Here is a 20,646-nt window from a genome sequence, read left to right on the forward strand (position 1 = left end):
GGATCATAACGCGTTGAGGACGCAAATGATCCCGGGACTGGTGATCCAAGCCCCGGCTGTCAGGACGTCGACGCCGATCCGTCCGAAATCAGATGGCGCAAGAACCATTGAGTAGCGAGATCCGCGACTTCGTCCAGGGCGCCGGGCTCCTCGAACAGATGTGTCGCGCCAGGGACGATGGCGAGCTCCTTCTCGCCGCGGAGCGCCACCAGCGCCGAGCGGTTGAGTGCGATCACTTGCGTGTCCGCGCCTCCGACGACGAGCAAGGTCGGCGCCCGGACGCGCGGCAGGGCGAGCGCTGCGAGATCGGGCCGGCCACCACGCGAAACCACGGCCGCGGCCTGGTCGGGCCGCTCGGCCGCCGCCACGAGGGCGGCACCGGCGCCCGTGCTCGCGCCGAAATAGCCAAGACGCAACCCCGACGTGTCCGGCGAGGCGCCGAGCCAATCCGTGACGCCAACCAGCCGATCGGCGAGCAGTCCGATATTGAAGCGCAACTCGGCCGTGACCTGGTCGATCCGCTCCTCTTCGGCCGTCAACAGGTCGACGAGGAAGGTGGCGAGGTTCGCCTCGTTCAGCCTTGCGGCCACGTAGCGGTTGCGCGGGCTGTGGCGGCTGCTGCCGCTGCCATGGGCGAAGAGCACGAGGCCAGGAGCATCCGGGGGCAACGAAAGATTGCCCTCGAGCGTGACAGGCCCCGCGGGAACATGAACGACGTGCTCGCTATGCCGGTCCATATCCACCTCCGCTATGGCGATCTGGTGCCGCGCGCCGGACCCGCGCCCGCGTGCCCAGCCAACTCCTCTTCGGAAGCGGCAGGCTTGTCGGAAGCTGCAGGCTTGGGCACGGACCTGGCGAGCAGCGCGCGGACCTCTTCATCGCTCGTCTGCGAGAAATCCACGTACCAGCGCCCGACACCGAGCAACGGCTCTGGTGTCGTCGCGCAAACGACCTCGTCGGCGTCCGCCCGCATCGCGTCGCAAGTGTCGGGGCTACCGACGGGAACGGCCGCGACGATACGGGCGGCGTGGTTTTTTCGCAGCGCCTTGATTCCGGCCCGCATGGTCGATCCGGTCGCAAGCCCGTCATCCACGAGGATAATGGTCCGTCCATTCAACTGCGGTGGGGGTCGCCCGGCCCTATAGAGGTGCTCGCGGCGCAGAAGCTCTTTTTCCTCCTTTGCAGCGACCGCGTCGATGACATATGGCGGGATCGCGAGACCGCTGACGATTTCGTCGTTCAGGACACGTACGCCGGAGGGCGCGATCGCCCCCATGGCCAGTTCCTCGTGGCCGGGGACGCCGAGCTTGCGCACGACGAAGACGTCGAGCGGTGCCTTGAGTGCCTGCGCGACCTCGTAGCCGACCGGCACGCCGCCTCGGGGCAGCGCCAATACGATCACGTCGTCGCGGCCGGCAAAGCGAACGAGCTCCCCGGCGAGTTGCCGCCCGGCCTCGCGGCGATCTGAAAATATGACGGCCATGACCTTCAATCCGCGTGCATCTGTTTTCCCGGTGGATGTGCTTTCACCAACCTGCGGCTACATCCCGTGGGATGGCTGATCGGCGACAGCAAATAAAACTCGTCCGCCCATGAGGATGTTCCGCACGCCGGCCGGGAAAGGCGGTCCGAAAAACCCCGGAATGCGCATCGGGGAACAACCGGCAGGTAGGACTGTTTGGTCACATCCGCCGTAATCGGATTTGAACGGAAGGAGGATTCGATGAACGCCACTGGACTCGACGTATTCGACAAGACACTGCAGACCACGAACATCTGGCTCGACGAGATCATGGACGAGATTGGACCGGATCGGCAGGTCGCCTGGCACGTTCTCGGAGCGGTGCTACACGCCCTGCGCGACCGTATGCAGCCGGATCTTGCAGCCCACCTCGGCTCGCAGCTGCCGATTCTGGTGCGTGGCGCCTTCTATGACCAATTTCAACCTTCCAAGGCTCCCGAGAAGGTGCGGTCGCTCGACGAGTTTCTGGCCAAGATCAAGGCGGAGCTTGAATTCACCCGTCCGGTCGATTCCAAGGATGCATTCAGGGCCGTGTCCAAGGTGCTTGCCCATCATGTCGGAGAAGGACAGATGCACAAGGTCTGGGAATCCCTGCCAGGAGAGATCAGACGCGTCGCCGAAGCTCAGCAAGCGGCGTGAACGGCGCCGGCGCGGGTTTCTTGGTCGCAATCTTCTTGGGGAAACAGCAATGCCACTCACCCTTATCAGCCCGGCGTTCCCGGCAGGCGGAAAAATTCCCGAAAGGTATACGCGTGACGGCCAGAACGTCTCGCCGCCACTGAAGTGGTCCGGCGTTCCGGATGGTGCCAAGAGCCTTGTTCTTGTCGTGTTGGATCCCGATGCGCCAAGCGGGACTTTCGGGCATTGGGCGGTATTCAACATCCCGCCCGATGCCGGCGAACTCGCCGAGGCAGCAGACGGCAAGCCCGGTCCGTCGGCACTCAGGCAGGGCACCAACGATTTCGGCAATGCCTATTACGATGGCCCGCAGCCGCCCGTAGGGCATGGCGTCCATCATTACCATTTCCGGCTGGCCGCGCTTGATGTGCCGAGCCTCAGCGTACCGGGACAGGCGGGCGTGCATCAGGTCTGGAAGCAAGCCCAGAAACACGCATTGGAGGAGACGGAGTTGGTCGGAACCTACGAACGGCCGGCGTGACGCGGGCGACGTCGGTCGCCGCCTTCACAACGTAATCTGGGCAAGCGGTTTTCGGGCAGGGCCGTGGATGACCGAACCATCGGCCGCGAAGATCGAGCCGTGGCAGGGACAATCCCAGGTGTGGTCCGCAGTGTTCCAGGTTACGGTGCAGCCCTTATGGGTGCAAGTCGCCGAAACCGCCTGTAGTGCGCCTTCGGTGTCTCTCCACGCCGCAATCTTTTCCTCTCCCCTGACGATCACGCCCCCCATACCACGCGCAATGTCGTGGGTGCTCGAGACGATCGATTGACTGCGGCCGTTCTTGTGGAAGTCCTCAGGATAGGGCCGGGCCGGATCGTAGAGTTTTTGCCATGGGCTCGGGCGGCCGCAGATCAGGTCGGCGATCATCGCGCCCACGGCCGTCCCGTTGGTGATGCCCCAGGCGTTGAAGCCGGTGGCAATGTAGAAGCCGGCTGCCTTGGTGGGATCGGGCTCGCCGGCATATGGAATTCTGTCTGCCGTATCATAATCCTCATTGCACCAGCGCCACGCGACGTCGCCGACCGAAAGGTTCTTTCTTGCCCATTTTTCCAGTTCGACAAACCGTTTGGCCACGTCGCCGTCCCAGCCGGTGTTGAACTTGGGGCCGAGCGTGACCAGCAGCGGCCCTTCGGCATCATGGCCCGTGCGGATGGAATGCGTCGGGTCGTCGATGCCGATGAACATGCCGTCGACAGTAAAGGGATCGTCGATCCGAAAGGCCATGGCGGTGTGGCAGCGCGGCTGCGTCCGGTTCGCCATGCCGATGGGGCTCTTCACCGTCATGTTGGTGGCGACGACGACATGCCCGGCATCAACGGCGCCGCCATCGGTGACGATGCGCCAGCGGCTTGCCTCGTCGATCGAGGTGGCGCGGCTGTTTTCGAAGATCCGACCGCCACGGGCCGTCACCGCTTCCGCCAGGCCAACCAGATACATCGCCGGATTGAACTGCGCCTGGTCAGAAAACCGTAGCGCGGCGGCCGTTTCGAAAGGCAGCGGCGCGTGGTCGAGGATCTCGGCCTCCAGCCCGACCTGGCGCGCGGCCTCCGCCTCGGCCGCGACCTCCGCGCGCCGGCTTTCATCGCAGGTGTAGGTGTAGGCGTCCTTGCTCTCGAGATCGCAGGCGATGGCGTACTCGCGAACCCAATCGCGGATCTGTCGGGCGCCGGCGGAATTCGCATCGGCGTAGACCTGCGCCAACTCCCGGCCGACAGTGTCGATGAGATGACGATAGATCAGTGCATGCTGCGTGGTGATCTTGGCCGTCGAGCGGCCGGTCACCTGTCCGCCCGTGCGCAGGCCTTCAACGACGACCACCGACCGGCCTGCCTCGCAAAGGCGAAGCGCCGTCGTCAGCCCGACAATTCCAGCACCCACGACAACGGCGTCCGCACGGATCGAACCTTCGAGCTGGGGATAGTTCGTGGATCTGGCTGCCGCTACCCAACAGCTTCCCGGTTTTCCCAAGAGAATGGCCATTTCAACCGCGCTCCTTGCGTCTTCCATCGACAACCGCGCCGGCAGGGGAACGTTCCCGAGCTTGGTTGCTTCTTTCAGTCATTGTCCCGCCACCCCGGGTCAGAAAAGCACCGGGAAGGCGCGAGGTGCAGGCCATCACCCAGGTGATCGCCTCGCGGTCGTATTCGTCGCCGGAGCGCCAGTCCTCGAAGAAGGCATTCAGCCTATCGACACGCCCCGGCCAGATGCCGGCGGCTTGCAGGCCGAGCGATACGCCGTAATTGGTGAAGGCGAACTTGGTATCGCGCAGCCATGGCGCGCGGCTGAAATAACCGGGCGGGTCGACCCACATCGTTTCCAGGGTTCGCAGCGAACGCCTCGTCTGGGCCTCGGCCCACGGCTCGTCGGGAAAGAAATGGGCGAGCCACAGCATCATGCCGAGGCCGAGGTCCTGGTCGACGTCGAGTGTGCGCCAATCGCGCTCCATCAGGTCACGCATCTGCGCGATCTCGGGCGCCAGTTCCTCTTCGTCGAGCATGCGATAAGAGACGTAGCCGTCATAGGCATCCATGCTGCCGAGGCCGTAGCCGGGGTAAGGACCGCTCAAATCCTCCTGCATCTTCCAGATCACGCCGCGGCCGGGGACCACAAACGCCGGGTGAATGTCCCGCGCCAGCGCAATGCCGCGTTCGCGGTATTCCGCCTTCAGATCGCCGAGACGCGCCAGGGCAAACAGCCACATCGCCAGATAGTGGAAATACTGGCCGTCGCGATCGGCCGCTTCGCCGATCCTCAATCCGCGCCGGCGGCCGAGCACACGCTCGACATCCACCACCAGCCGCTCGGCCTCGTCCAGCCAGCGCTCTTCGCCAAGTTCCGTATAAAGCGAGACGTAGAGCACGACCCCGAATGCATCGGTCCACAGATATCGCAAGCCGTTGGGCCAGATGCCTTCGGCGCGCATCCAGTCGAGTTTTTGCAGGACATAATCGACGTCACGCAGCATTGCGCCAAGCCCCGTATCCACGGCAGACTTTGCCGATGTTCGGCTCCATGCGATTGCGAGCATGCGGAATATCTGCCTCAGGTTGATCTGGCCTGATATCGCCAAACGATCTGATCGGCGGCGGGGTTCCTTGGTCGCTTCCACCGGCCGCGACCGGGAACCCTCGACCTGATCATGAGTTTCGGGTCCAGGCGCTCACAACGGGATGCGGGAGGTTACCAGTCATTTTCGGAGCCTTTCAATCGAGGAGGCAAAGTTGCGACACCGCCAAATCAGAGTTGACGGAATTACTGTCTTCTTTCGCGAGGAAGGGCCGGCCGACGCTCCCGTGCTTCTGCTGCCGCACGGCTATCCCTGTTCCTCCTATCAGTTTCGAAGGCTGATGCCCGGACTGGCTGATCGCTGGCATACGTTCGCCCCGGACTTTCCTGGCTTCGGCTATAGCGCTACGCCCGACATGGCTGCATTCGGCTACGATTTCGAGACCTATGCCGGGTTTTTGGCGGCTTTCGCGGACACGCTCGGCCTGTCCCACTATGCGCTCTGGCTGCACGATTACGGCTCGCAGATCGGATTGCGCCACGCCATCGCCTATCCGGAGCGCATTGCCGCGCTTATCATCCAGAACGGCGACATCTACGAAGACGTGCTCGGCCCGAAATACGCAGCCATCAAGGCGTATTGGAACGACAAGACGCCCGACAAGCATCGCCCGCTGGAAGAAGCGGTGAGCGAGGAGGGCTTCCGGCACGAGTTCATCGGTGAGGTTGGCGAGGCCGTGGCCGAGCGCGTGCCACCGGATCTGTGGAAACTCCATTGGCCTCTGATGGACACGCCGCCCCGTCGGCGGCTCGCGGTCGGCCTGATGGAGAAGCTGGAGGCGAACCTCAACTGGTTCCCGAAATACCAGGCTTATCTGCGCGAACGGCAACCACCGACACTGATCGTCTGGGGTCCTGAGGATGGCTATATGCCGGCCGCATCGGCCCGCGCCTACAAGCGCGACTTGCCGCAAGCAGAGCTCCATCTCCTCGATGGCGCCGGCCACTGGCTATTGGAAACCCATTTCGATGAGGCGCTTGCGTTGGTGCGCGACTTCCTCGCGCGTTCACAGCCGAGCACCGATGCAACCGTCTGGTAACCTGTTGAAAACGTGGTGATCCCGACAGGGATTGAACCTGTGACCTACAGATTAGGAATCTGCCGCTCTATCCTACTGAGCTACGGGACCACGCGGCCCGACACATAACCGCTTCGGATCGTTTCGCCAAGAGGCAGTTAGGCCGCTCGCTTCGGCTCCACCGCGAACGGACTCAGGCCGAGCCAGGTCTGCATTTTGCGCGCGATATCCTGGTCGCCAGTCAAGATGACTTTCGGCCCGGCCTTCTCGACGGTGATCAGTCCCATCCAGATTTCGGTCATGGTGTGCAGGTCGGTCGAGACGTAGAGATCGACATCGAAGCCCGGGTCGTACCAGCAGAGGTCGACCTCGCCGTGCTTCTCGACGATCAGCCACCACGACCGTTTCGAGGCGGGGAGCTCCTGGTACAGAAATTGTATCACCGTGCGGCCATCGGGCAGCGGCGACGCATTGAGGTTGCGCCGCATGTCCCACATCAGCAGCGACGGATCGAGGTTCTTCAGCGACAACCGCGACTCGACCCATTTCTGCCCCCAAAAGCCCATCGCCTCGACAACGGAACGCAGATCCTTGCCTGCCTCGGTCATCCGGTATTCGAAGATGCCTTTCTCGCCGCGCACCTCCTTGCGCTCGACGATCCCGGCCAGCTCGAGCTCCTTGAGGCGTTGCGACAGAAGGGTCGGCGACATTTTGGGGACGCCGCGGCGCAGATCGTTGAAACGGGTCGAGCCCGCCACCAATTCGCGAAGCAGAACCATGGTCCAGCGGGTGCACAGCACCTCCGCGGCCATCGATAACGGGCAGAACTGTTTGTATCCGGACTGGGTCACGATGTTGCCTTCCCCTCAAACTCCGCCGGAACCATAGGCCTTTCCCAGCGACGCGGCGAGTACAGAAACTGTACCACACCAGTACAGATCGCGGACTGGCTGGCGCGACCCTTGCCGTGCGACCCCTCTGCCGCTGCACGGGATACCCCTGTGCACGACCAGGAGACATGACCCATGACCGCTTACGTTATCGCAGACATCAAGGTGAGGGACCCGAAGTGGATGCCGGCCTATGCCGCGTCGGTCCACGACCTCGTTCACAAGCACGGCGGCAGATATCTGTCGCGCAGCGGCAATGTGAAGACACTCGAAGGCAAGCCGCTCGACACGACGCTGATTGCCTTGATGGCGTTCCCGACCGAGGCAGCGGCGCGCGCCTTCACCGACGATCCTGCCTACGCACCGTTCGTTTCGGCCCGTCAGGGCGGCAGCGACAGCCGTTTCCAGCTGATCGACAACTCCGATCTGGCTGGGACGATCCCGTATCTGCCGAAGGGATGATCTTCCCCTGCATTCGTCGCATCGGGATAGGGATCTCCCAGCAACAACAGCCACAGCGCCCACCTGCCGGACCTCCTTACCTCCGGCGGCCAGCCGGGCTGTGCTTTTCAAGAAGAATGGAATGACTATGACAATCAACTTTCGCAATAGACTTCTCGCTGCCGCGGCGCTGCTGTCGGCCTGCACTGCGTTGGCGCAGGCGCATCAGGCAGCGCCCGCGTCCGGTCCCAATCCGCTGGCCGACAAGGTACGCGCCGCCAACAGCCGCTTCGAGAATGTGGCGGCGGCGACCGCCGAGGGCTATGCGCCGATCCCCTGCGCCAGCGGCATCACCGGCGGCGCCATGGGCATCCACTACGTCAATCCCGGCTACCTCAAGGACGACGCTGTCGATGTCGCCAAGCCGGAAGCGGTGATGTACGAGCCGATGGCCGACGGCACGCTAAAACTGATCGCGGTCGAATACATCACCTCGAAAGGCCCGGCCTCGCTCGATGGGCATCTGTTCAACTTCAACAGCGCGCCCAATCGCTATGGCCTCGGTCCGTTCTATGAGCTGCATGTCTGGGCCTGGAAGGGCAACCCGACCGGCGCGTTCGCGGATATGAACCCGAACGTGTCGTGCGAACCGACGACTGCTGTCAGCCAGTAAGCAGCCGAGCCAGGCGGCGCCAACGCCGCCTGGCCGAATGTGGGAGCAGGCCCCAAAGAGGTCGGGATAGCGGAACTTTCGGGACGCCGGCGCGCTTTAGTGTCCCGAAGGAGACACCGCATGAGCGCCACCAAAGAGTTCTTTCAAACGTGGCTGCAGGAGAATGTCGGCAATTTGCCTGCCGAGAGCGAGGTGAGCGTCGCCGTTCTGGCGCAGCAATTCGAGCAGGACGCCGACGCTGCCGGCTATGGCCACGAGGTTCGCGAAGACGAACTCGGCAATATCCAGGAGGCGATCGAGGCAGCCCTGAAGAAGGCGAGGACAGGCGAAGAACCGCAACCCGCCGACGACAACGAGCTGGCGCCGGTCATGGAAGCGCTGGAGGTCGAGGATCCGAAGAGCGGGCCGTAAGCCAATGCCGAACGGCTACGCCGCCAGCGCTGTTTCCGCCAGCTTCACCCAATAGCTCATGCCGTGCGGGATGACCTCGTCGTTGAAGTCGTAGGCTGGGTTGTGCAGGCCGGCGGTATCGCCATTGCCGATGAAGATGAAGGCGCCCGGCCGCGCTTCAAGCATGTAGGAGAAATCCTCGCCGCCCATCACCGGCTGGATCGCGCGGTGCACATAGCTGTCGCCGGCGACGTCGGCCGCGATGTCGCTGGCAAAGACCGTCTCTTCCGGATGGTTGAAGGTGACCGGGTAATTGGCATTGTAATCAACCTCGATTGTCGCGCCGAAGGCAGCGCCCAGGCCTTGGCAAAGCGCGCGGATGCGCTCTTCGGCCTTCTTGGCGACCTCCTTCTTCAGCGTGCGTACGGTGCCGGCGATCTCGGCGGTCTCGGGAATGACGTTATAGGCATCGCCGGCGTGGAATTTCGTCACCGAGACGACCACCGCCTCGACCGGATCGGTGCTGCGCGAGGCGATCGTCTGCAATGCGCCGACGAGTTGGCTGGTGATGACGATCGGATCGATGGTGCCGTGCGGCATCGCCGCGTGGCCGCCCCGGCCCTTGACGGTGATGGTGAATTCGGCGGTCGCCGCCATGATCGGGCCCGGCCTGATGGCGAACTGGCCGACCGGCAGGCCCGGCATGTTGTGCATGCCGAAAACCTTGGAGATACCGAAGCGCTCCATCATACCGTCCTTGACCATCTCGTTGCCGCCGCCGCCGCCCTCTTCGGCCGGCTGGAAGATGACCGCGACGGAGCCGGCGAAATTGCGCGTTTCGGCGAGGTATTTGGCGGCACCCAACAGCATCGCGGTGTGGCCGTCATGACCGCAGGCGTGCATCTTGCCGGGGACGGTCGAGGCATAGGATTTGCCGGTGATCTCGTTGAGCGGCAGGGCATCCATGTCGGCGCGCAGGCCGATGGTCGAGCCTTCGCCGTGGCGGCCGCGGATGATGCCGACGACGCCGGTCTTGCCCAAACCCGTCACGATGTCGTCGCAGCCGAAAGCCTTCAGCTTCTCGGTGACGAAAGTGGCGGTCTTGAAGACGTCGAAATTCAGCTCCGGCGTCTGGTGCAAATGGCGGCGCCAGCCGGCCACCTCGTCCTGCATTTCGGCGGCTCGGTTCAGGATCGGCATGATGGTTCCATTTCGCTGTTGGAGCAGGCGGTCTTGGCCTGCTGCTTTGCAATTGTGCCTGTTGCCTTGCAACCATGCACGCTGCTTTGCATTGTGCTGCTGCTTCCACATTGTGATCGGCAGCACTTTGCCATGTTGACGTCACATAGAGTAAATAGCACCGCGACTGTGGTCCGGGAACAGAGGGCCGGACCATTATCCTGGCGATCGTGTAACGAAATCTTACGGAGCCAGGTGGGACTGCGGCAAGAGGCTATTTCGGTTTTCATGATGCGCTACAGGCATTTCCTCAAACTGTTGGTGGCGGGCACGGTGGCGCTTGCGTCGCTGGCCGGGCCTGCCTTGGCCAATCCGACAATCCTGTTCGACCTGAACAGCGGCAAGATCCTGCAGCACCAGGAGGCGTTCAGGCGCTGGTACCCGGCTTCGCTGACAAAGCTGATGACCGCCTATGTGGCGTTTCGTGCGATTGCCGCGGGTGAGGTCCAGCTCGATTCGCCGATCAAGGTGACGAAACATTCCGCCGGCGAGCCGCCGAGCAAGATGGGCTTCAAGCCGGGCTCGGTGATGCGGTTGGACAATGCGCTGAAGATGATGCTGGTCAAATCGGCCAACGATATCGCCATGGCGGTCGGCGAGAATATCGGCGGTTCGCAAGCGGCTTTCGCCGAACGCATGAACGCCGAAGCGCAGAGGCTCGGCATGAGCGGGTCCCATTTCGTCAATCCGAACGGGCTCTATTCGCCGGACCAGTATACGACAGCGCGCGATCTCGCTTTGCTGGTGATGGCGATTCGCAAGGAATTTCCGCAATATGCCCCCTGGTTCTCGATCGAAGGCCTTGCCGTCGGCAAGAAGGCGATCTCCAACTACAACCTGCTGATCGGCCGCTATCCGGGTGCCGACGGCATGAAGACGGGTTTCGTCTGCTCGTCCGGGTTCAACATGGTCGGCTCGGCGACCCGCAACGGCCGCACCCTGGTCGCCGTGGTGCTCGGCGAGCAATCGGCCGTCACCCGCGCCGAGGCGGCGGCAAAATTGCTCGACCAGGGCTTTGCAACGCCGGCGCCGAGCTGGCTGACGGTAGCGGCGCTGCCCGCCTATGGCGACACCATGTCGGCCAACGACATGAATGACGAAATCTGCAAGAAGAAGCCGGTCGATGAGCAGTCGGAAACCGCACCCGCCGTCGGCGACAAGGGCAAGGACGTGCCGAAATCGCCCTATCAGGAAAAGCTCGACCATGTACCGACGCTGATCGCCGTCGGCCTTGGCGGCGCCACGGGACCGAAGCCGAAGGCGATGCTCGACGCCTCCGGGCAGGAATATGCCGACGTGCCGCTGCCGACATGGCGGCCGGACCGGGCGCCGCCGGCCGGCGCCGAGCCAGTTGTGGCCGGATCCGCCACCGCCGCGCAGGTCCAGCAGCCGGCCAAGGCGCTGAACTAGCCGCATGGCCGGCTTCCCGATCCCCGTTTCGGTGCTCACCGGCTTTCTCGGTGCCGGCAAGACGACGCTGCTCAACCGGCTGCTGCGGGATCCCGCGCTCGCCGACACCGCCGTCATCATCAACGAGTTCGGCGAGGTGGCGATCGACCATCTCCTGGTCGAGCAGGCCTCCGACGGCATCATCCAGCTCTCCGACGGCTGTCTCTGCTGCACGGTGCGGGGCGAGCTGGTCGACACGCTGGCTGACCTCGTCGACCGCCTGCAGACCGGCCGCATCGACCGGCTTGCCCGCGTCGTCGTCGAGACCACCGGGCTCGCCGATCCCGCCCCCGTGCTGCAGTCGATCATGGCGCATCCGGCCCTGGTCCAGGCCTTCCGGCTCGACGGCGTCATCACCCTGGTCGACGCCGTCAACGGCAATGCGGCGCTCGATGCCCATGTCGAGGCGGTGAAGCAGGTGGCGGTCGCCGACCGTATCGTGCTCAGCAAGGCCGACCTGGCCACGGATGCAGGCGATGTCGAGGCGTTGCGGGCGCGGCTCAGGCAGCTCAACCCGGGCGCCGTGGTGCTCGACGCGAGTCAGGCAAGCGCCGCGACTCTGTTCGATTGCGGCCTCTACAATCCGGCCACCAAATCGGTCGATGTGCAGCGTTGGCTGGGCGAAGAAGCCGGCGACGACCATGACCATAGCCGGCATGACCACAGCGGGCATGATGACGACGGGCATCATGACGACGGGCATGACGGTGGCGATCACCATCACCATGATCATGGTCATGGCCATAGGCACGATTCCCGCGTGCGTTCGCATTCGTTGGTTCACGACGGGCCGGTGCCGTTTTCGGCAATCGAGATGTTCCTCGATCTGCTGCGCTCGGCGCATGGCGAGCGCCTGTTGCGGATGAAGGGCGTCATCGAGCTTGCAGAAGACCCGTCGCGGCCGCTGGTTATCCATGGCGTGCAGAAGATCCTGCATCCGCCGGTGCAACTGCCGGCCTGGCCGGACAGCCAGCGCGGCACCAGGCTGGTGCTGATCACGCTCGACATGCCGGAAGACTATGTCCGCCGGCTGTTCGCCGCCTTCACCAACCAGCCGTCGATCGACACGCCGGACCGGGCGGCACTGGAGAGCAATCCGCTGGCCATCGCCGGGCGGTGAAGCGGCTGATCTCCCCCCTCGAGGGGGAGATGGCCGGCAGGCCAGAGGGGGTTGCCGCGCGTGAAGCGCCAACTTTCTCTTTGGTCGTACATGGCGTCGCGCCAGCCGAGGCAACCCCCTCTGTCGCCTTCGGCGACATCTCCCCCTCGAGGGGGGAGATCACGCGCTCAGCCGCGCTCGACCAGGAAGCGGTGGCCGCCTGCCATCGCCGTTGTCTCGACCAGCCGATGGCCGCTCTCGGCGCAGAAGGCGGGAATGTCGATGACGGCGAGCGGGTCGGTGGTTTCGAGCCACAGGCGGCTGCCCGGCTGCATTGCGGCCAGGCGCTTTTTTGCCTTGAGCACGGGCAACGGGCAGTTCAAGCCTTTGAGGTCGTAGACGGCGGCGGGGCTGGTTGAGGGCCTGTCTTCCTGGCCCCCATCTTCCTGTTCAAGCATGAACCTCAGCCGCCAAACATGCCGAGCAGTTTCTTCTTCAGCCTTGTCGCCGTGCTTTCGGCGTCCGCAGCCTGCGTTTCGGCGACCGGAACGGCCTCCGCGGATGGCGCGACGGTTGCGGTCGCGACAGGCGCTTCGGCCGCTGCCTTGGCAGCATCCTTTTCGGCCAATGCTTGCGCCTTGGCGGCTTCCTTCTCGGCCAGGGCTTGCGCCTTGGCTGCCGCTTTCGCTGCCTTCGCCGCTTCTATCGCGGCAAGCCGCTGTTCCTCGGCCTTCTGCTTGGCAGCCTTTTCGGCGTCGAGCGCCGCCATCTTGCGGCCCGCCGGCGAATCGACGCGGCCCATGCGCGCTGTTTCGGTCACAGTGCCGTCCGGGTTGAGCGAGGGCGGCTCGATCGGCACGCGTTCGCCGCGGGCACGCCGTTTCGACCAGTCGGAAACGATGCTGGCTTCCTTGATCCCGGCGATGGTCGGCTTGGGCGCCGGCACGCTGGCCTTTATGGCGCCGTTGAAGGCCGCCTCATAGGTGCTCTGATAGGCGTTGATGGCGCTTTTCAGCGAATCGGGCTGAGTGGTCGGCGGGCAGGGGCCGGTCGGATTGAAGGTCGAGCCGTCGGCTGCAACCTGGTTGAACACGTAGCGCTTCTCGCAGACGTCGACTTTCGGCGGCACCTTGGTGACCTCGAAATTGTCGTAGCCAACCTTCAGCATCTTCCAGAATTCGTAGTTCGGGTCGTTGCGATAGCGCGCCATATTGGCTGCAGTCATGCGGAACGGAAAAGCCTGGATCTGGAACTCGGTCTGGCCGCCCTGGAAGGCGTCGCGTCCGAAAGCGTAGATCTGCTCGATCTGCGCGTCGGTCATCGAATAGCAGCCAGACGACGAGCAGGCGCCATGGACCATCAGGTTGGAACCGGTGCGGCCATTGGCACGGTCATAGGCGTTGGGGTAGCCGATATTGAAGGACAGGTGGTAATTCGACCGCGGGTTCATCTGGGCCGGGCGGACCGTGTAAAAGCCTTCCGGCGCCTGCCGGTCGCCTTCAGTGAATTTCGGCCCGAGCTTGCCCGACCATTTGCAGATGTCGTAGCTCGCGACCAAGTCGTAGCGGCCGTTGGTCTTGGCCTTCCAGATTTCGAGCTTGCCTTCTTCCTTGAAGATGCGGGCCATCACCGAGGAGGTGCGGACCATCCCCTTGGCTTTCATTTCGGCCAGGATCTTGTCCGGCAGCGGCTTGTTGGCTTGCGGCGCAAAATCCTTCATCGAAGCGTCATTGCAGCCGGCGACGCCGATCGCAGCGATTAGGACTCCGGTGCGGGCAAGCTTGGCAAACATGGATATGGCTATCGTCTTCATCTCTGCGCCGCGGATGCCGCAGCTGCTAAACCGACCACTGACGGACTCTAAGCCCGTTAACCTTGAAAATTCCTTACCGCAAGAATGCGGCGCGTCCCCTTACGGCAAGCCCACTGAGCCGAATGCAGCGGCATTTTTGTGGCGAAACTGGTTCGCGCCGCCACATTTCAGGCCTAGTGCCTGGGTTGGTTACAGATTGCGGCCCATCGCCAGGTATTTCTCGCGGCGATGCTCGCGGAAGTCGGTGTTGGCGCCGGAGAATTCCTTCATCGTCCTGGCGATGAGGTCGCCGGTGGCGGCGATCACCGTTTCGGGGGCGCGATGGGCACCGCCGAGCGGCTCCGCGATGATGGCGTCAATGATCTTCAGCTCCAGCAGGTCCTGCGCCGTGATCTTCATATTGGTCGCCGCATCCTTGGACCGCGTGGTGTCGCGCCACAGGATCGAGGCGGCGCCCTCCGGCGAGATCACCGAATAGATGGCGTGTTCGAGCATGTAGACGCGGTTGGCGGTGGCGATCGCTATGGCGCCGCCCGAGCCGCCTTCGCCGATCACCACCGAGATCGACGGCACCTTCAGGCCAAGGCAGGCCGAAGTCGAGCGGGCGATGGCCTCCGCCTGGCCGCGCTCTTCGGCGTTGACGCCGGGATAGGCGCCGGCCGTATCGACCAGCGTCAGCAACGGGATTTGGAAACGGTCGGCGAGTTCCATCAGCCGCACCGCCTTGCGGTAGCCCTCCGGCCGCACCGAGCCGAAATTATGCTTCAGCCGGCTTGCCGTGTCGGAACCCTTCTCCTGGCCGATGATCGCCACCGGCTCGCCACGGAACCGGGCGAAGCCGCCGACGATCGCCTGGTCCTCGCCGAAGTTGCGGTCGCCGGCGAGCGGCGTGAAATCGGTAAGCAGGCCCTTGATGTAGTCGATGCAGTGCGGCCTGTCCGGATGGCGCGCCACCTGCACCTTCTGCCACGGCGTCAGCGCCTTGTAGGCGTCGCGCAGCGCATCGCGCGAGCGCTTCTCGAGACGGGCGATCTCATCGCCGACATCGACCGCCTCGCCGTTCTCGGCAAGCTTCTTCAGCTCGAGGATCTTGCCTTCGAGATCCTGTACAGGCTTTTCGAAATCGAGGTAATTGTACATTCTTGGGCGGACCGGCAAGTCGGAAGGCAATGACTGACGCAAGCCTGAAAATGCAGGCTGGGCGCGGTGGAACGTCGTTCTCACATAGCGACATGACGCCTAGTCGGCAAGCGGATGATGATCGTTGACCAGACGCATCAGCCGCTCCTCCAGCACATGCGTGTAGATCTGCGTCGTTGAAATATCGGCATGGCCGAGCAACTGCTGCACGGCCCTGAGATCAGCGCCGTTCTGCAAGAGATGGCTGGCGAAAGCATGGCGCAGCACATGCGGCGATATCTTCGCCGCGGCAATGCCGGCCCGAGCGCCAAGCCCTTTCAGCTCGCGGGCAAAGACCTGTCTCGAGAGATAGCCGCTGTCGGAGGCAGCCGGAAACAGGAACGGGCTGTCGGCAAGAGCCGGCACCGCCCCCCGTGCGGCAAGCCATGTCCGCATCGCGGTGCGCGCCTTGGCCGACAGCGGCACCATGCGCTCCTTGTTGCCCTTGCCGCGGACCATGAAGAAGCGGTCGTCGCGCTGTGCCACCGTCACGGGAAGGCCGACCAGCTCCGAAACGCGCAAGCCGGTGGCGTAGAGCACCTCGACCAGCGCGTGCAGGCGCAGCGCCGCCAGCCTGTCGCCGTCATGCATGGAGGGGTCCATCGCCTCCTGCGCCGCGCGGTCGAGCAGCCGGCCGGTATCGGCCTCGCTCATCGTCTTAGGCAGCGGCCGGCCTTTCTTCGGACTGTCCAGCGTGCCGGTCGGATCGTCACCGCGCAGGCCTTCGGCGTAGAGGAACTGGAAGAACTGCCGGATCGCCGACAATTTGCGCGCCTGCGAGCTGGCGGCAAAGCCGCGCGCGGCGATGTCGTCGAGATAGGCACGGATGTCGGCGCTGGTGGCAGCGGCAAGCCCACCGCCGATCCCGGCGGAAGCGTCTTCGAGGTCGCGGCGGTAGGAGGAAAGCGTGTTTTCGGCCGCGCCGCGCTCGGCGCTCATCATCTCCAGGAAGGCTTCGATGCGGGCGGCGCTGTTCATTTTTTGGGATTGAGCTTTTCCGGAGGGATACGCACGCTCATTTCCGCCTTTCTCGGCTCGACGAACATGACCAGGGCGAACATCGCGCCATAGACAATGCCGGCCAGAATCGCGAGCGTCACGACAAAGCGAAACAGTGTTGGCATTAATTTTCGCCCGTCGTCTTATTCTGCATTTCCAACCCTGTGCCCTTATGAGACGCCAATCCGGCCAATTCAAGGGTGAAGCCCATAGTCCCGGTTGCGCCGCGCTTGACGCAAACAGGCTTTTGATGTCGATACGCCGCCAAAGAGGCCCTAGAAGCATGAACGCGCTACCAGCAAATCCTCCGGGCGAGAGCCATGCCGCGCTGCTCGGCCGGCTGGGCGGCCGTTCCATCGTCTTTGTCGGGCTGATGGGCGCCGGCAAGACGGCGATCGGCCGCAAGGTGGCGGCGATGCTGGCACTACCCTTCATCGACAGCGACCAGGAGATCGAAACTGTTTCGCGCATGAGCGTCCCGGACCTGTTCGAGCGCTATGGCGAGGCGGAGTTCCGAGCACTGGAGCAGCGCGTCATCCTGCGTGTGCTGGAGCACGGGCCGCAGGTGCTGTCGACCGGCGGCGGCGCCTTCATGAACGCGCAGACGCGCGAGGCGATCGCCAGCCATGGCGTTTCGGTTTGGCTGAAAGCCGAGATCGACCTGTTGATGGAGCGCGTTTCCAAGAAACAGAACCGGCCGCTGCTGAAAAGCGCCGATCCACGCGCCGTGCTGGAACGGCTGATGGCGGAACGCTACCCGGTTTATGCCGCGGCCGATGTCATCGTGCCGACCCGCGACGACCGCAAGGAGATCATTGCCGCCGAAGTGGTGGACGCGCTGCGCGGCCATCTCGGCATTGCCGACATTGACGAGGTGCGGTCGTGAGCGCTGATGCAACGGTCTCTGTCGAAGTCGGGCTTGGCGAGCGTGCCTACGATATTTTGATCGGTCCCGGCCTGCTGTCACGCGCCGGCGCCGAGATTTCGCGCCGTCTGCCGGGGACGCGGGCGGCGGTCGTCACCGACGAAAACGTCGCGGCCGCGCATCTCGCGACGCTTGCGGCCGGCCTGGCAAGCGGTGGCATCCAACATGCCGTCATCACGTTGCCGCCAGGCGAAAAGACCAAGAGCTTTGCGCATCTCGAAGAGGTGGTCGATGGCGTGTTGGCCGCCAAGCTGGAGCGCGGCGACGTCGTCATCGCGCTCGGCGGCGGCGTCATCGGCGACCTGGCCGGCTTTGCCGCCGGCATCGCGCGGCGCGGCATGAATTTCGTGCAGGTTCCGACCTCGCTGCTGGCGCAGGTCGATTCCTCCGTCGGCGGCAAGACCGGCATCAACAGCAAGCGCGGCAAGAACCTCGTCGGGGTGTTCCACCAGCCCAAGCTGGTGCTGGCCGATACCGAAGTGCTCGACACGCTGCCGATCCGCGAGTTTCGCGCCGGCTATGCCGAACTGGCCAAATACGGGCTGATCGACCGGCCGGAGTTCTTCGCCTGGCTGGAAGAAAACTGGCGCCAAGTGTTTGCCGGCGGGCCGGAGCGGGCTGCGGCCATCGCCGAGGCCTGTCGTGCCAAGGCCGACGTCGTTGCCCGCGACGAGTTCGAGACCGGCGACCGCGCCCTGCTCAATCTCGGCCACACCTTCGGCCATGCACTGGAGGCGGCGACCGGCTATGACGGCGCACGGCTCGTGCATGGCGAAGGCGTCGCCATCGGCATGGCGCTGGCGCACCGCTTTTCCTCAAGGCTCAATTTGGCGAGCCCCGACGATGCGGCGCGCGTCGAGGCGCATCTTCGCGCCGTCGGCCTACCCTGGCGCATGGCCGACATTCCGGGCGAATTGCCCGACGCCGAGCAGCTGTTCTCCTTCATCACCCAGGACAAGAAGGTGTCGCGCGGCGCGCTGACCTTCATCCTGACGCGCGGCGTCGGACAGGCCTTCATCGCCAGGGATGTGCCGGCCTCGGAAGTGCTGGCGTTCCTCAGGGAGAACCATCCGGGTCGGCAGGAAAGCCGCCCGGGATGAGTCAGGCCGGCTGGATCGCGGCTGCAGTGCTCGCCGGCCTAGGCCTGCTGGGCTTCGTCCTGCGCCGGCACCTGCTCGCCGCCTTCGGCTATGAGCTGCAGCGCATCGAGCCGCAGCGCTCGGCGCGCGAGGAACTGCGCGGCGCCGTCGACGATTTCCGCCGCGACGGCCAGGTGGTGCGCGAGGACCGCGCCCGCATCGGCGGCCTGTTCGACCTCGAGGAGCTCGAAGTGTCGGACGTCATGGTCCACCGCACCAATATGCGCTCGGTCAATGCCGATGACCCGCCCGAAGCGGTGGTTCGCGAGATCCTGCAGAGCCCGCACACCCGCATGCCGTTGTGGAAGGGTTCGCTCGACAACATTGTTGGCGTGCTGCACGCGAAGGATCTGCTGCGCGCGCTGAACGAGGTCGGCAACGATTTCTCCCGGATCGACGTGATGAAGATCGCATCTAAACCGTGGTTCGTGCCCGACACCACGACGCTGCAGGAGCAGCTCAACGCCTTCCTGCGCCGCAAGGCGCATTTCGCCATCGTCGTCGACGAATATGGCGAGGTCGAAGGGCTGGTGACGCTGGAGGACATCATCGAGGAGATCGTCGGCGAGATCGCCGACGAGCACGATATCGACATCCAGGGTGTCAAGCAGGAGGCCGACGGCTCCGTCGTCGTCGACGGCACGGTGCCGATCCGCGACCTGAACCGGGCGCTCGACTGGCACCTGCCGGACGAGGAAGCCACCACCATTGCCGGCCTCGTTATCCACGAGGCGCAGTCGATCCCGGACGAAAAGCAGGCCTTTACGTTTCACGGCAAGCGCTTCGTCGTCATGAAGCGCGACAAGAACCGAATCGCGCGGCTGAGGATCAAGCCGGTAATGCTTGGCGAATGACAGCGCGCATCTTGCGGCACCTGTGGGCGGTCAGGAGTCTATGACAATCGATCGGCGAAGCCTGCTTCTGGTGTCGATGGCGGCGCTGTTGCCGGGGCAGGCGGCGGCATTGCGGCTGCGTTCGCCGTCGCCCGAAACCTTCGACTATGGGCCGGCCAAGCTCGACATCTATTCCCGCGACGGCGCAAGCGGCCTGCCGGTCGTCTTCTTCGTCCATGGCGGCGCCTGGCGGGTCGGCAGTCGCGGCAACGTCAATGCCAAGCCGCAATTCCTGCTCGACAATGGCTTCTGCTTCGTCTCGATCGACTACCGGATGCTGCCCGAGGCCGACGTCGCCACCCAGGCGGCGGATGTCGAACTGGCCTATCGCTACGTCCGCGCCAACATCGCCAGGCATGGCGGCGATCCGGACCGGATCGTCGCGATGGGCCATTCGGCCGGCTGCCATCTCGTCGCATTGACCGGCCTGCGCGGCGGCCTGCCCGGGGTCGCGGCGCTGGTCCTCGACGACACCAGGGCTTACGACCTGGAGGCATTGGCCAGGAGCGGCGGCATGGCAGGGGTCTATGCCCGCGCCTTTCCCGATCCGGCGCAGTGGCGCGCGCTGTCGCCTGTCACCTATGTGGAAGGCCGCAAGCACCCGCCGACCTTCATCGCCCATTCACGGGCGAAAGCCCGCGCGGCGGACGCGGAGGCCTTCGCCGGGCGTCTGCGCGCCACCGGAACCAGGGTCACGCTGTTCGACGGCAGCGCCTATTCGCACATGTCGATCAATCGCGACTTCGGCACCGAAGGCGATGCATTGACCACAGCGGTGATGGCCTTCTTGAGGTCGAGCGTCGGCTGATCTACCAGCGGGTCTTTTCGCCGGGCGCCGCCGGCTCGATCGCCAGGGCATGCACGCCGGACTTCAACTCCTCGGCCAGCAGATCGTTGACGGCGCGGTGACGCTCGACGCGGCTCATGCCGGCAAAGGCTGGCGCGACGATGCGGATGCGGAAATGCGTCTCGCCGGCGCCGTCGAAGGCAGCGTGATGGCCGGAATCCGCGTGATGATGACCGGCATGGAGATGGCTTTCGTTGATGACGTCCAGCCGTTCCGGCGAAAACGCCTTTTTCAGCTTATCTTCCATCGTTGCCTGTATGGACATCGTCGCTTCCCTTCACCACATCTATGTCATCGCACAAAATTCGCCATTCGCCGGTTTTATGCCGCGATTCAGCGGTTAGGGCGATCATCGCGAAAATGTCAATTCTTGTTTCGCATCCG

General features: G+C 64.1%; 24 protein-coding genes and 1 tRNA gene. 12 read left to right on the top strand and 13 right to left on the bottom strand.

Translation table 11 applies throughout. The features are described 5' to 3' along the window. Positions 1 to 59 precede the first annotated feature (59 nt). Both NKH78_RS19680 and NKH78_RS19685 read right to left on the bottom strand, forming a co-directional pair. Positions 60 to 737 carry a dienelactone hydrolase family protein gene (locus NKH78_RS19680; RefSeq protein ID WP_352737978.1) on the bottom strand — a complete coding sequence of 226 codons (678 nt, stop codon included), beginning with the start codon at positions 735 to 737 and terminating at the stop codon, positions 60 to 62. Between the two features lie 11 nt (positions 738 to 748). Then, entirely contained in the window at positions 749 to 1,483 is a 735-nt protein-coding gene (locus tag NKH78_RS19685; protein WP_352751184.1) for a phosphoribosyltransferase, read from the bottom strand. A gap of 240 nt (positions 1,484 to 1,723) precedes the next feature. Here NKH78_RS19685 and NKH78_RS19690 point away from each other — a divergent pair, with 240 nt between their 5' ends. Continuing rightward, positions 1,724 to 2,161 (top strand): DUF2267 domain-containing protein, encoded by a 438-nt coding sequence (locus tag NKH78_RS19690; RefSeq protein ID WP_352704348.1) that lies wholly within the window; start codon positions 1,724 to 1,726, stop codon positions 2,159 to 2,161. 49 nt (positions 2,162 to 2,210) lie between these two features. Further along, complete coding sequence (locus NKH78_RS19695; RefSeq protein WP_352505044.1) at positions 2,211 to 2,681, top strand: YbhB/YbcL family Raf kinase inhibitor-like protein; 471 nt, start codon at positions 2,211 to 2,213, stop codon at positions 2,679 to 2,681. A gap of 24 nt (positions 2,682 to 2,705) precedes the next feature. Here NKH78_RS19695 and NKH78_RS19700 read toward each other — a convergent pair whose 3' ends face one another. Further along, positions 2,706 to 4,181, bottom strand: a complete 1,476-nt coding sequence (locus NKH78_RS19700; RefSeq protein ID WP_352704350.1) for an FAD-dependent oxidoreductase — start codon at positions 4,179 to 4,181, stop codon at positions 2,706 to 2,708. A gap of 1 nt (position 4,182) precedes the next feature. Next, entirely contained in the window at positions 4,183 to 5,229 is a 1,047-nt protein-coding gene (locus NKH78_RS19705; protein WP_352704352.1) for a hypothetical protein, read from the bottom strand. A gap of 142 nt (positions 5,230 to 5,371) precedes the next feature. Between NKH78_RS19705 and NKH78_RS19710 the strand changes: the two genes are divergently transcribed. Beyond that, positions 5,372 to 6,307 carry an alpha/beta fold hydrolase gene (locus NKH78_RS19710; RefSeq protein WP_352704354.1) on the top strand — a complete coding sequence of 312 codons (936 nt, stop codon included), beginning with the start codon at positions 5,372 to 5,374 and terminating at the stop codon, positions 6,305 to 6,307. A gap of 13 nt (positions 6,308 to 6,320) precedes the next feature. Here the strand turns inward: NKH78_RS19710 and NKH78_RS19715 are convergent. Both NKH78_RS19715 and NKH78_RS19720 read right to left on the bottom strand, forming a co-directional pair. Further along, a tRNA-Arg gene (locus NKH78_RS19715) sits at positions 6,321 to 6,397 on the bottom strand. A gap of 47 nt (positions 6,398 to 6,444) precedes the next feature. After that, positions 6,445 to 7,137, bottom strand: a complete 693-nt coding sequence (locus tag NKH78_RS19720) for a winged helix-turn-helix transcriptional regulator (protein WP_352505059.1) — start codon at positions 7,135 to 7,137, stop codon at positions 6,445 to 6,447. A gap of 174 nt (positions 7,138 to 7,311) precedes the next feature. On the opposite strand from NKH78_RS19720, the gene NKH78_RS19725 reads away from it, so the two are divergent. The 3 genes from NKH78_RS19725 to NKH78_RS19735 all read left to right on the top strand — a co-directional run bounded on the left by NKH78_RS19725 (position 7,312) and on the right by NKH78_RS19735 (position 8,701). Next, complete coding sequence (locus NKH78_RS19725) at positions 7,312 to 7,638, top strand: DUF1330 domain-containing protein (protein ID WP_023677873.1); 327 nt, start codon at positions 7,312 to 7,314, stop codon at positions 7,636 to 7,638. A 121-nt stretch (positions 7,639 to 7,759) separates the two neighbouring features. Continuing rightward, positions 7,760 to 8,290, top strand: a complete 531-nt coding sequence (locus NKH78_RS19730; RefSeq protein WP_352574899.1) for a hypothetical protein — start codon at positions 7,760 to 7,762, stop codon at positions 8,288 to 8,290. A gap of 120 nt (positions 8,291 to 8,410) precedes the next feature. Further along, the gene (locus NKH78_RS19735; RefSeq protein ID WP_352505060.1) at positions 8,411 to 8,701 is read left to right on the top strand and encodes a hypothetical protein; all 291 of its coding nucleotides are present in this window, start codon (positions 8,411 to 8,413) and stop codon (positions 8,699 to 8,701) included. 15 nt (positions 8,702 to 8,716) lie between these two features. Here NKH78_RS19735 and NKH78_RS19740 read toward each other — a convergent pair whose 3' ends face one another. Beyond that, positions 8,717 to 9,880 carry a M20 aminoacylase family protein gene (locus NKH78_RS19740; RefSeq protein WP_352505061.1) on the bottom strand — a complete coding sequence of 388 codons (1,164 nt, stop codon included), beginning with the start codon at positions 9,878 to 9,880 and terminating at the stop codon, positions 8,717 to 8,719. Positions 9,881 to 10,150: 270 nt separating this feature from the next. Here NKH78_RS19740 and NKH78_RS19745 point away from each other — a divergent pair, with 270 nt between their 5' ends. Next, positions 10,151 to 11,329, top strand: coding sequence for a D-alanyl-D-alanine carboxypeptidase family protein (locus NKH78_RS19745; RefSeq protein WP_352505154.1), 1,179 nt, complete (start codon positions 10,151 to 10,153; stop codon positions 11,327 to 11,329). A gap of 4 nt (positions 11,330 to 11,333) precedes the next feature. Continuing rightward, positions 11,334 to 12,488 (top strand): CobW family GTP-binding protein, encoded by a 1,155-nt coding sequence (locus tag NKH78_RS19750; protein WP_352505062.1) that lies wholly within the window; start codon positions 11,334 to 11,336, stop codon positions 12,486 to 12,488. Positions 12,489 to 12,655: 167 nt separating this feature from the next. Here the strand turns inward: NKH78_RS19750 and NKH78_RS19755 are convergent, their stop codons facing one another. The 5 genes from NKH78_RS19755 to NKH78_RS19775 form a co-directional block, all read right to left on the bottom strand. Beyond that, positions 12,656 to 12,925 carry a sulfurtransferase TusA family protein gene (locus tag NKH78_RS19755; RefSeq protein ID WP_352737949.1) on the bottom strand — a complete coding sequence of 90 codons (270 nt, stop codon included), beginning with the start codon at positions 12,923 to 12,925 and terminating at the stop codon, positions 12,656 to 12,658. A gap of 5 nt (positions 12,926 to 12,930) precedes the next feature. Then, positions 12,931 to 14,259 (bottom strand): L,D-transpeptidase family protein, encoded by a 1,329-nt coding sequence (locus NKH78_RS19760; RefSeq protein ID WP_254817064.1) that lies wholly within the window; start codon positions 14,257 to 14,259, stop codon positions 12,931 to 12,933. 210 nt (positions 14,260 to 14,469) lie between these two features. Continuing rightward, a complete protein-coding gene (locus tag NKH78_RS19765; RefSeq protein ID WP_352471457.1) occupies positions 14,470 to 15,420 on the bottom strand; it encodes an acetyl-CoA carboxylase carboxyltransferase subunit alpha in 951 nt (316 codons plus the stop codon). Between the two features lie 99 nt (positions 15,421 to 15,519). Further along, positions 15,520 to 16,437, bottom strand: a complete 918-nt coding sequence (locus NKH78_RS19770) for a site-specific tyrosine recombinase XerD (RefSeq protein WP_352737946.1) — start codon at positions 16,435 to 16,437, stop codon at positions 15,520 to 15,522. Continuing rightward, on the bottom strand, positions 16,434 to 16,583 hold the full coding sequence (locus tag NKH78_RS19775; protein WP_023677884.1) for a hypothetical protein: 150 nt from the start codon (positions 16,581 to 16,583) through the stop codon (positions 16,434 to 16,436). Before NKH78_RS19775 ends, NKH78_RS19770 begins: the two co-directional genes overlap by 4 nt. Before the next feature lie 158 nt (positions 16,584 to 16,741). On the opposite strand from NKH78_RS19775, the gene NKH78_RS19780 reads away from it, so the two are divergent. Genes NKH78_RS19780 through NKH78_RS19795 form a run of 4 tightly spaced genes read left to right on the top strand, consistent with a single transcriptional unit; the run spans position 16,742 to position 20,223 of the window. Continuing rightward, a complete protein-coding gene (locus NKH78_RS19780; protein WP_352505066.1) occupies positions 16,742 to 17,344 on the top strand; it encodes a shikimate kinase in 603 nt (200 codons plus the stop codon). Further along, positions 17,341 to 18,483 (top strand): 3-dehydroquinate synthase, encoded by a 1,143-nt coding sequence (aroB, locus tag NKH78_RS19785; RefSeq protein WP_352476243.1) that lies wholly within the window; start codon positions 17,341 to 17,343, stop codon positions 18,481 to 18,483. Before NKH78_RS19780 ends, aroB begins: the two co-directional genes overlap by 4 nt. Next, positions 18,480 to 19,376: an HlyC/CorC family transporter gene (locus tag NKH78_RS19790; protein WP_352505067.1), complete on the top strand. Its 897-nt coding sequence runs from the start codon at positions 18,480 to 18,482 to the stop codon at positions 19,374 to 19,376. The genes aroB and NKH78_RS19790 overlap by 4 nt, the downstream gene beginning before the upstream one ends. A gap of 40 nt (positions 19,377 to 19,416) precedes the next feature. After that, positions 19,417 to 20,223, top strand: coding sequence for an alpha/beta hydrolase (locus NKH78_RS19795; RefSeq protein WP_352505068.1), 807 nt, complete (start codon positions 19,417 to 19,419; stop codon positions 20,221 to 20,223). Position 20,224: 1 nt separating this feature from the next. Here NKH78_RS19795 and NKH78_RS19800 read toward each other — a convergent pair whose 3' ends face one another. Then, positions 20,225 to 20,527 (bottom strand): BolA family protein, encoded by a 303-nt coding sequence (locus tag NKH78_RS19800; RefSeq protein WP_352687354.1) that lies wholly within the window; start codon positions 20,525 to 20,527, stop codon positions 20,225 to 20,227. Positions 20,528 to 20,646: the final 119 nt, after the last annotated feature.

Origin of the sequence: Mesorhizobium sp. M0910 (genome assembly GCF_040319465.1) — a bacterium.
Lineage (GTDB): Bacteria > Pseudomonadota > Alphaproteobacteria > Rhizobiales > Rhizobiaceae > Mesorhizobium.

What these genes read in the sequence shown, in the direction of transcription:
- NKH78_RS19680 (WP_352737978.1), bottom strand. Translation starts at nt 737, where the DNA reads ATGGACCGGCATAGCGAGCACGTCGTTCATGTTCCCGCGGGGCCTGTC.
- NKH78_RS19685 (WP_352751184.1), bottom strand. Translation starts at nt 1,483, where the DNA reads ATGGCCGTCATATTTTCAGATCGCCGCGAGGCCGGGCGGCAACTCGCC.
- NKH78_RS19690 (WP_352704348.1), top strand. Translation starts at nt 1,724, where the DNA reads ATGAACGCCACTGGACTCGACGTATTCGACAAGACACTGCAGACCACG.
- NKH78_RS19695 (WP_352505044.1), top strand. Translation starts at nt 2,211, where the DNA reads ATGCCACTCACCCTTATCAGCCCGGCGTTCCCGGCAGGCGGAAAAATT.
- NKH78_RS19700 (WP_352704350.1), bottom strand. Translation starts at nt 4,181, where the DNA reads ATGGCCATTCTCTTGGGAAAACCGGGAAGCTGTTGGGTAGCGGCAGCC.
- NKH78_RS19705 (WP_352704352.1), bottom strand. Translation starts at nt 5,229, where the DNA reads ATGCTCGCAATCGCATGGAGCCGAACATCGGCAAAGTCTGCCGTGGAT.
- NKH78_RS19710 (WP_352704354.1), top strand. Translation starts at nt 5,372, where the DNA reads ATGCGGGAGGTTACCAGTCATTTTCGGAGCCTTTCAATCGAGGAGGCA.
- NKH78_RS19725 (WP_023677873.1), top strand. Translation starts at nt 7,312, where the DNA reads ATGACCGCTTACGTTATCGCAGACATCAAGGTGAGGGACCCGAAGTGG.
- NKH78_RS19730 (WP_352574899.1), top strand. Translation starts at nt 7,760, where the DNA reads ATGACTATGACAATCAACTTTCGCAATAGACTTCTCGCTGCCGCGGCG.
- NKH78_RS19735 (WP_352505060.1), top strand. Translation starts at nt 8,411, where the DNA reads ATGAGCGCCACCAAAGAGTTCTTTCAAACGTGGCTGCAGGAGAATGTC.
- NKH78_RS19740 (WP_352505061.1), bottom strand. Translation starts at nt 9,880, where the DNA reads ATGCCGATCCTGAACCGAGCCGCCGAAATGCAGGACGAGGTGGCCGGC.
- NKH78_RS19745 (WP_352505154.1), top strand. Translation starts at nt 10,151, where the DNA reads ATGCGCTACAGGCATTTCCTCAAACTGTTGGTGGCGGGCACGGTGGCG.
- NKH78_RS19750 (WP_352505062.1), top strand. Translation starts at nt 11,334, where the DNA reads ATGGCCGGCTTCCCGATCCCCGTTTCGGTGCTCACCGGCTTTCTCGGT.
- NKH78_RS19755 (WP_352737949.1), bottom strand. Translation starts at nt 12,925, where the DNA reads ATGCTTGAACAGGAAGATGGGGGCCAGGAAGACAGGCCCTCAACCAGC.
- NKH78_RS19760 (WP_254817064.1), bottom strand. Translation starts at nt 14,259, where the DNA reads ATGTTTGCCAAGCTTGCCCGCACCGGAGTCCTAATCGCTGCGATCGGC.
- NKH78_RS19765 (WP_352471457.1), bottom strand. Translation starts at nt 15,420, where the DNA reads ATGTACAATTACCTCGATTTCGAAAAGCCTGTACAGGATCTCGAAGGC.
- NKH78_RS19770 (WP_352737946.1), bottom strand. Translation starts at nt 16,437, where the DNA reads ATGAACAGCGCCGCCCGCATCGAAGCCTTCCTGGAGATGATGAGCGCC.
- NKH78_RS19775 (WP_023677884.1), bottom strand. Translation starts at nt 16,583, where the DNA reads ATGCCAACACTGTTTCGCTTTGTCGTGACGCTCGCGATTCTGGCCGGC.
- NKH78_RS19780 (WP_352505066.1), top strand. Translation starts at nt 16,742, where the DNA reads ATGAACGCGCTACCAGCAAATCCTCCGGGCGAGAGCCATGCCGCGCTG.
- NKH78_RS19790 (WP_352505067.1), top strand. Translation starts at nt 18,480, where the DNA reads ATGAGTCAGGCCGGCTGGATCGCGGCTGCAGTGCTCGCCGGCCTAGGC.
- NKH78_RS19795 (WP_352505068.1), top strand. Translation starts at nt 19,417, where the DNA reads ATGACAATCGATCGGCGAAGCCTGCTTCTGGTGTCGATGGCGGCGCTG.
- NKH78_RS19800 (WP_352687354.1), bottom strand. Translation starts at nt 20,527, where the DNA reads ATGTCCATACAGGCAACGATGGAAGATAAGCTGAAAAAGGCGTTTTCG.